8 protein-coding genes and 1 pseudogene are annotated in these 7,247 nt (G+C 57.4%); 4 read left to right on the top strand and 5 right to left on the bottom strand.

Annotation, left to right across the window (positions count from 1 at the left end; all coding sequences use genetic code 11):
* Positions 1 to 10: 10 nt before the first annotated feature.
* The 4 genes from IE111_RS22215 (at position 11) to IE111_RS22230 (ending at position 3,268) form a co-directional block, all read left to right on the top strand.
* Positions 11 to 490 (top strand): aminoacyl-tRNA deacylase, encoded by a 480-nt coding sequence (locus tag IE111_RS22215; protein WP_189613031.1) that lies wholly within the window; start codon positions 11 to 13, stop codon positions 488 to 490.
* A gap of 179 nt (positions 491 to 669) precedes the next feature.
* Positions 670 to 2,130 (top strand): dihydrolipoyl dehydrogenase, encoded by a 1,461-nt coding sequence (gene lpdA, locus IE111_RS22220; RefSeq protein WP_189613032.1) that lies wholly within the window; start codon positions 670 to 672, stop codon positions 2,128 to 2,130.
* The gene (locus IE111_RS22225) at positions 2,127 to 2,717 is read left to right on the top strand and encodes a TetR/AcrR family transcriptional regulator (protein ID WP_189613035.1); all 591 of its coding nucleotides are present in this window, start codon (positions 2,127 to 2,129) and stop codon (positions 2,715 to 2,717) included. Before lpdA ends, IE111_RS22225 begins: the two co-directional genes overlap by 4 nt.
* 86 nt (positions 2,718 to 2,803) lie before the next feature.
* Positions 2,804 to 3,268: an AAC(3)-I family aminoglycoside N-acetyltransferase gene (locus IE111_RS22230; protein ID WP_189613036.1), complete on the top strand. Its 465-nt coding sequence runs from the start codon at positions 2,804 to 2,806 to the stop codon at positions 3,266 to 3,268.
* A gap of 4 nt (positions 3,269 to 3,272) precedes the next feature.
* Here the strand turns inward: IE111_RS22230 and IE111_RS22235 are convergent, their stop codons facing one another.
* The 5 genes and pseudogenes from IE111_RS22235 to IE111_RS22255 all read right to left on the bottom strand — a co-directional run.
* Positions 3,273 to 4,745 (bottom strand): PH domain-containing protein, encoded by a 1,473-nt coding sequence (locus IE111_RS22235; protein WP_189613038.1) that lies wholly within the window; start codon positions 4,743 to 4,745, stop codon positions 3,273 to 3,275.
* Entirely contained in the window at positions 4,735 to 5,253 is a 519-nt protein-coding gene (locus tag IE111_RS22240; protein ID WP_189613040.1) for a PH domain-containing protein, read from the bottom strand. Before IE111_RS22240 ends, IE111_RS22235 begins: the two co-directional genes overlap by 11 nt.
* 83 nt (positions 5,254 to 5,336) lie before the next feature.
* Positions 5,337 to 5,894, bottom strand: coding sequence for a DUF7822 domain-containing protein (locus IE111_RS22245; RefSeq protein WP_189613042.1), 558 nt, complete (start codon positions 5,892 to 5,894; stop codon positions 5,337 to 5,339).
* A gap of 85 nt (positions 5,895 to 5,979) precedes the next feature.
* Positions 5,980 to 6,726: a PoNe immunity protein domain-containing protein gene (locus IE111_RS22250; RefSeq protein ID WP_189613044.1), complete on the bottom strand. Its 747-nt coding sequence runs from the start codon at positions 6,724 to 6,726 to the stop codon at positions 5,980 to 5,982.
* Positions 6,726 to 7,247, bottom strand: a pseudogene (locus tag IE111_RS22255) (hypothetical protein); the annotation flags it as partial. The gene IE111_RS22250 and the pseudogene IE111_RS22255, both read right to left, overlap by 1 nt.

The following is a 7,247-nucleotide window of genomic DNA, read 5'->3' on the forward strand; positions in this document are numbered from 1 at the left end:
ACCCATCAACATGGGGTTCGAACGCCTTTCCGATTTTCTGCGAGAGCATGGTGTCACATCAGAGGTGCTGTCTCTTTCCGCCAACACAGCGACGGTCGCTGACGCAGCCAATGCTCTGGGCACGACGCCCGATCGAATTATAAAATCCGTTCTTGTTATGGCGGAATCCACCCCGGTACTGGTTATCACCAACGGCACGGCCAGAATCGACACCAAGCTTCTCGCCCGGCATCTCGGCGTTTCAAAAAATCGCGTCAAACTGGCCAAACCCGCTACGGTCCTGGAGATCACAGGTTTCGAGGTGGGAGGCGTGCCACCGTTCGGCCACAAACAGCGCATTCGCACCATCATCGATGAACGCGTGCTCGCTCTGCCGGAAGTCTATGGCGGTAGCGGGTCGCACGATAGCCTGCTTAAAGTGGCCCCTGCGGAGATCGTACGCGTCGCCGAGGCACAGCCGGTCGACTTTTCAGAACCTTCCGAGTCCTGACCTTTCGGGTCCACTACACCCCGGCACACCTCGCCAGCCGCCGGGGGATGCCGGGCCTGGAACAGCGCTCCCGCCCCTCCTGGCCCCATCCCGAGCGGCATACCCCGCTCGCGTGCATTTTCCGTTCAAATGATCCACAATACCTATCAACTGATAGGTAGGCACCCTGGGAGGCCGACATGACAAGCTCGCAAAAAACGGATGTATTGGTTCTGGGCGGCGGCCCCGGTGGGTATTCAGCCGCGTATCGCCTTGCGGATCTGGGCCGGAACGTGACGCTGGTCGAGCGCCATGCCACGCTGGGCGGTGTCTGCCTCAACGTCGGTTGCATCCCGTCCAAGGCGTTACTCCATGTGGCTTCGGTATTGTCCGAGGCACGCGAGTCGAAGGCCATTGGCATCAACTTTGGGGAACCCGAAATCGATCTCGACGGCGTTCGCGCCTTCAAACAGAAGTCCGTCGACAAACTGGTCAGCGGTGTCGGTGGTATGGCGAAAAGCCGGAACGTCACCGTGGTTCGGGGCGTGGGTGCCTTTAAAGACGCCCATACGCTGGAAGTGACCGGTGAGGACGGCAGCAGTCTGATCCAGTTCGATCACTGCATCATCGCCGCCGGGTCACGGCCGGTCACCCTGCCCTTCATTCCGCACGACGACGCCCGCGTCTGGGACAGCACCGACGCCCTGGAACTGCCGTTCATTCCCAAACGCTTCCTGGTCATCGGCGGGGGCATCATCGGTCTGGAAATGGCGACGGTCTACGAGGCGCTGGGCAGCGAAGTGACCGTGGTCGAATTCGCCGATCAACTGGTACCGGCGGCCGATACGGACTTGATTCGGGTTTACCAGCGCTTCAACAAGGACCGCTTTACCGTACGATTGCAGTCGAAGGTGACCGCCGTCGACGCTCGCGACGACGGCCTGCACGTTACCGTGGAAAACAACCGGGGCGAGACCGACGAGGCCGTCTACGATGCCGTCCTGGTGGCCGTCGGTCGCCGCCCCAATGGTTCGCAGATCGGTGCGGATCAGGCCGGCATCAAGGTCGACGAACAAGGCTTCATCGGCGTCGACAACCAACTGCGCACCAAGGTGCCGCACATTTACGCCATCGGCGACATCAACGGCAACCCCATGCTCGCGCATAAGGCCAGCCATGAGGGGCACGTCGCCGCCGAAGTAATCGCCGGCCATAAAGTTGTGTTCGAGCCGCGCACCATTCCGTCCATCGCCTACACCAACCCGGAAATCGCCTGGACGGGGCTCACCGAGAAAGAGGCCAAGGCACAGTCGTTGAATTACGAAGTCGCCACCTTCCCGTGGTCCGCCAGTGGCCGCGCCATCGGCGCCGACCGCAGCGAAGGCAAGACCAAACTGATATTCGACAAAGACCGCGGCACCTTGCTGGGCGCCGGGATCGTCGGCATCAACGCCGGGGAACTGTTGGGTGAACTCAGCCTGGCACTGGAATTCGGCGCGGATATCGAGGATGTGGCGTTGACCATCCACGCCCACCCCACACTTCATGAAACCGTCGGCCTGGCCGCCGAACTGGGCGCCGGCACGATCACCGACCTGCCCAACCCGAAAGCCGGCAAAGCTCGCGCCCAACAATCTCCCAAGGAGACGACCGAGGCATGAGCAATACGCGTGAACAACTGACCGACCGGGCGGAAGACTACATCCGCTCCGGCGGTTTCAGCTCGTTCAGTTTTCGCGACCTGGCGAAGGACCTGGGCATCAAAAGCGCCAGCGTGCACTACCATTTCCCGACCAAGTCCGACCTGGGCACGGCCGTCGCCGACCGCTATAACCAGCGGTTCAAAGACGCCCTGCCCGACCCTGAGACCTCAAATCGATTCACCGAAGAGCTGATTCGACATTACATTCGGATGTTCCATACGGAAATGATGCAGGCCGAAAAAATCTGCCTGTGTGCCGTGCTCAGTGTCGAACGGGCCACCCTGTCGGATGACATGAGGGCGTCACTCGAAACCTTCTACACGCTCAACCTGGACTGGCTGACTCGGGTGTTTACACGCCAGGCACCAGACGCCGCCCTCCCAAGAACACAGGCATACCAACGGGCATGCCAAGTACTTTCGGCGCTACAGGGCGCTTTGATAGGCGCTTGGGCGATGCAGGACCGGTCCTACTTCGAGAAGAGCGCACGCGGACTCTATAAGGACTTGTTTGGAAAGACATTGAAGCTGCCCAAACACATCTAGCCAATACCCAGGGTATTCGCCGATTGGCGGGCAAAACTGTACTGACGAAGGTCGTGCCGTTTGTTCAGTCACAGGGGAGTTCCAACATGGCTATATCCCGTTCTCACTCAATAAAACAACTGACCGCTGAAGACCTCAACCTCATGGCCGGGCTGATGCAGGTCTTTGGCAAGGCGTTCGATGAAATAGAGACCTATACCGGAGCCACCCCGGATGAACCCTATCTGACAAATCTGCTGAACCTGGACACCTTCATCGCCCTGGTGGCGCTGGACGGCGACACCGTGATCGGCGGGCTCGCCGCCTACGTGCTGCCGAAGTTCGAGCAGGCACGCAGCGAGGTGTACATCTACGACTTGGCGGTGGACGAAGCATACCGTCGCCAGGGCTTCGCCACAGCCATGATCGAGCATCTGAAACCGGTGGCCAAAGCTAAGGGTGCCTATGTCGTCTTCGTGCAGGCCGATCACGGAGATGACCCCGCCATTGCGCTCTACAACTCATTGGGCGAGAGAGAAGACGTCCTGCACTTCGACATTCCGGTGGACTGAACCGCTATATCCACCGCCCCCGATGACGCCCAACCTGGCCCAACAAAGCATCCCGTATCTCGGCCAGCCGAGAGCGGGATACGAACCCGACGCTCTCCGATCGGGCACCGCTCCACACTTTGAGCTCGGCCGCGTCGTGACGACGCAACACCGGCCCCTGGGACAGCTCCAGCTTCTGCACCTTGATGTTAGGCATGAAGACCTGTTGGTAGCCGATCAGCCCGGACTGAAAGCCCACCCACTGCTCGCCGGCCGAGTAGCGCCGACGACGCCAGCGCCCCCAGGCCAATGCAGCGAAGACCGGATAAACCAGCAACGCCCAGCCAACCGGTAACGCCGAGGTCGACCAGGCGGCGGTACCCAGAGCCACACCGCACAGGGTTCCGTACAGCGCCACGCTCCAGACCATGCGTACCGGCATGGTTCGCTGCCAGTTGGGCGGCTCCACGTCCAACAGGGCCTGGATTCGTTGCAGGGTAGGCGCGTCGACCACCGGCACAATGAACGCGCTGTCGGTGTTTCCACCGTGGTCATTGGCTTGCTGCAGTTTGAGGGTGTATCGATTCAAGCACCGGGCCAACACGCCCTGGCGCACCACCACACACTGCAGCTTATGCTGCTTGAACCCCCGGCTGACCCGATTGAACAGACCCGCCTGAAAATGCAGCCGGTCCCCTTCGACCGTCAGCGTATAGTTCCAGTACCGAGCCATCGCCAACAGGATGGACAGGACGTATAACACCGCCAAACCCAGAACCAGAATGGCCGCGACCAGTCCGGCCACGAAAAACCAGTCCGAACTCTTCAACACAACAGCAAGCCATTGAACCCAGGGCCGGCTTTCCAACCATTGACGCATGACGTCGGTCAAACCGCTGGATTGACTGAGCAGCACACCGATGATCGGCGCCAGATAAATCAGGGTGTTGTGCATCAACCCGAAGCGGACGAGTTCACCGGGCGTCAGTGTCAGCGTGTAATCGGGCTTCGCCTCGGCCTGTTCCGTCTTGACGGCTTCCGCCGTGGGCGTACCGCGTTTGTAGCGCAGGAACCGACCGCGAACGTCATCGGCAAGTGCCCGGCGCACTCCGGGGATATGGACTTCCTCACCCTTACTGCCAGCACTTTCCAGGCCCAGGCTCCACAACTGGAACGGCCGGAAATACACCGCCTGTTCCAGGTTGATTTCCTGCACCCGGTCGAATTCAAGGGTCAACCGTCGACGGTGCAACAAGCCACTGCGCAGCTGAATGCCCCGGTCGTCGTACTGAAACCGGAAATACCACCAGTGCAGAAAGGAGACCGTTACCAGCCAGACCAAAACAACGGGCACACCGACCCAGAGAATAACGCCACGCCATTCCTCCAGCGCGATGACCGCCGGAATGGCCGGCCAGAGATTGACGAGGCCCCGCACATTGCGAAGCAGGAAATAGAGGCCGCCCAGCGGCGAGGTACGTTGCCAGTCAGTCTGCATCGTCCGGCTCCTGCGGTTCGGCGTTGATCCGCGCCAGGATGGTCTCCTTCAGGTTCTGCGCATCCTGGGAGCGCAACCCGGGAATGCGGATGTCCGACCCGTGGGTTCCGGCCGAATACACGCTGAGGCTGGTCAATCCGAACAGACGCTGCAGCGGCCCCTGGTTCACCACCAGATGCTGTATGCGATTGAACGACATCGACTGCTGGCTCCAGAACAAGTAGCCCTTCTGCAGGTTGATGTCCCACTCACGCATCGAATACCGGGTCCGCTGATAGCGCCTGTGGGCCAAAACCCCATAAAACCAGGCGAAAACGACCAGAAACAACGCCAACAGGGCAATCGCAACCGTTGGCGACGGGATAAACGACCGCCAATAGGCCAATGCCAGCGCGATCAGCCCGATAAACAGGACAATAACCTGCTTCAGGCGCATATAAGTGCGATAGCGCGGATCGACCCGATGCCAGAGAGTGGCGGTTGGCTGAGTTTGAGTAGAGGAGATCATGTGTCCTTCCGATCCATTGGATTCCAAACCGACATGGTATTCCATAGACCGGCGGAGGGTCACGCTCTACAAGCCCTGCCCACTCACACTTCGGAAAGATCCCAGTACAGGATGTTGGACCAGGCACCAAAACCAAGGTCGTATACCGTGGCGAGCACATCATCGTCGGGAACATCCGGATCCCGCTGCATCTGGTGAAGGCGTTCGACTGTTTCGGCCGCCCGGTCGTCCAGGTTATTGAGCGCCTCGCACAACCCACGGTTCAGCACAGGAGGTTCTCCCTCCATCAGTTCATAGACTTCCAGCGGTTCCATAAATAGATAGGGGTTGCGATTTTCAGCCCTGTCCAGAAACGACACGGTTTCCTCGAACAGGGGATGAGCGGCAGGCACATCGATATCTCGCATGAACGCCTTGAGCCGTTCAACACCCGCATCGTAGTCCGCCATGATGCTGATATCTTCCGGCGCATCCCAGATCATCGACCGGCAGGTTCTCGGGTTGCCGGATAACAACAGACCATATGTCAAAGGTATGTCGTAAGGCCATTCGGAGAGGCCGACAAAGCGGCGAGACACGTCCTTGGCGAGGGGTGTTCCTGGGGTGTGTTTGGTTGAGTATAGGTAGGCTCGGTTTGCCATTTATCGCTTCCTTGTATTAACGAGAGTGTTGAAGCCACGCATTCACGGTTCTTAATGCGCGGTTTTGGGATTACGTGGAATTAAACTAGCCCTTCAATTGCGATCGTTTCCAATCGACCAGATCACTTGGGTACACAGGGTGATCTCTGAACGCAGAATCATCCCACCCTGAATCAATAGCAAGTGCCGCAAGTTCAAACACCCAGTATCCAAAGTGTCGATAATATCTGGGATCTTTTTCCTTATGGCTATCTGACCAAAAAGCGTCATACCGCTTTAACCCTTTCAGATAGCCATCCAAAAAAGCGTTAATTAACTCATCTCTTTTCTCATCGTCGTATTGACCGAGCGCTTCCAAAACGGGACCATAGAATTTCGGGAAAAGAGATTCTGACGTCGGAATGTGTGACCGGTCAAAGCAATGAACCAACCTATCAAAGATCATATCCTTGTTAGAAAAGGGCAGCTTACCTATTAGATCTTGACCAACATCAACGTTGAACAGATAGGCACAAGACAATGACCACACAATTAATGTGTATTGATCAAAGTCTTCATCCAGTGGATGCTGCAAGTTGTCCAATAGGTAGCTCAAGGCTTCAATCAACTTCTCACATTCATGGCAAACCGATTCTAAGTCATACCCTAGCGTGTACTTAATTGAAAGCACTTTGAGAAGAGTTTTGAATCTGGAGTATGCGCAAATACTTCTACGCCTAGCATCAATGTTTTCATCGGCTAGAGTCTTATCAAACAGAGGCAATGCTTTCGACTCAAGCGTCATCAATTGGTGCTCAAGATTGCGAATGTCAGCAAATTCAGTTTGCCTCATTACCATGTTATTTCCTCCCTAACCACCCGTTCCAGATCCGGGCGATACCTAAGCCCGAACTTTTCATAATCACCGCTTTCAATTGCCATAAGCAATTCTTCATCAACTTGACGTTCTGCTTTGGTTAATATCCATGGATCACTCATTTGCTTGAAGCGCTGCCCATCCGGCCCTGATATCGAACCATACGAACTCTTGTGATACTTGGCCTCGATAATCATGTACGTCGGCGGCGGATTGGCATTCAGGAAGATCCCATCTATGCCATGTTGCCCATAGATCGGTCGCCGGAACCCGGGTACCACTTTATGCCCCATATGATCCATATAGTCGTAAGCCGCATCCTCGGCGAATTCAGCCTTGAACCGGTTGGTCCCGGGCGTGGTCTTATGCTTGCCGCTCTCGTAGAACCGCCGCTCCTCGTGATCGTACTCCTTGCGCGGGCCATTGTAACCGGGGTTGCGTTTGGTGTTGTAGCTGCCGTCCGCGCCTCGGAACCAGTGATGCCCGTTGGGGGCGGG

Origin of the sequence: Saccharospirillum salsuginis (assembly GCF_014651855.1) — a bacterium.
GTDB lineage: Bacteria > Pseudomonadota > Gammaproteobacteria > Pseudomonadales > Natronospirillaceae > Saccharospirillum > Saccharospirillum salsuginis.

Bases quoted from the DNA above. Each gene is read 5' to 3' on its own strand.
- IE111_RS22215 (WP_189613031.1), top strand. From the start codon at position 11: ATGGGGTTCGAACGCCTTTCCGATTTTCTGCGAGAGCATGGTGTCACA.
- lpdA (WP_189613032.1), top strand. From the start codon at position 670: ATGACAAGCTCGCAAAAAACGGATGTATTGGTTCTGGGCGGCGGCCCC.
- IE111_RS22225 (WP_189613035.1), top strand. From the start codon at position 2,127: ATGAGCAATACGCGTGAACAACTGACCGACCGGGCGGAAGACTACATC.
- IE111_RS22230 (WP_189613036.1), top strand. From the start codon at position 2,804: ATGGCTATATCCCGTTCTCACTCAATAAAACAACTGACCGCTGAAGAC.
- IE111_RS22235 (WP_189613038.1), bottom strand. From the start codon at position 4,745: ATGCAGACTGACTGGCAACGTACCTCGCCGCTGGGCGGCCTCTATTTC.
- IE111_RS22240 (WP_189613040.1), bottom strand. From the start codon at position 5,253: ATGATCTCCTCTACTCAAACTCAGCCAACCGCCACTCTCTGGCATCGG.
- IE111_RS22245 (WP_189613042.1), bottom strand. From the start codon at position 5,894: ATGGCAAACCGAGCCTACCTATACTCAACCAAACACACCCCAGGAACA.
- IE111_RS22250 (WP_189613044.1), bottom strand. From the start codon at position 6,726: ATGAGGCAAACTGAATTTGCTGACATTCGCAATCTTGAGCACCAATTG.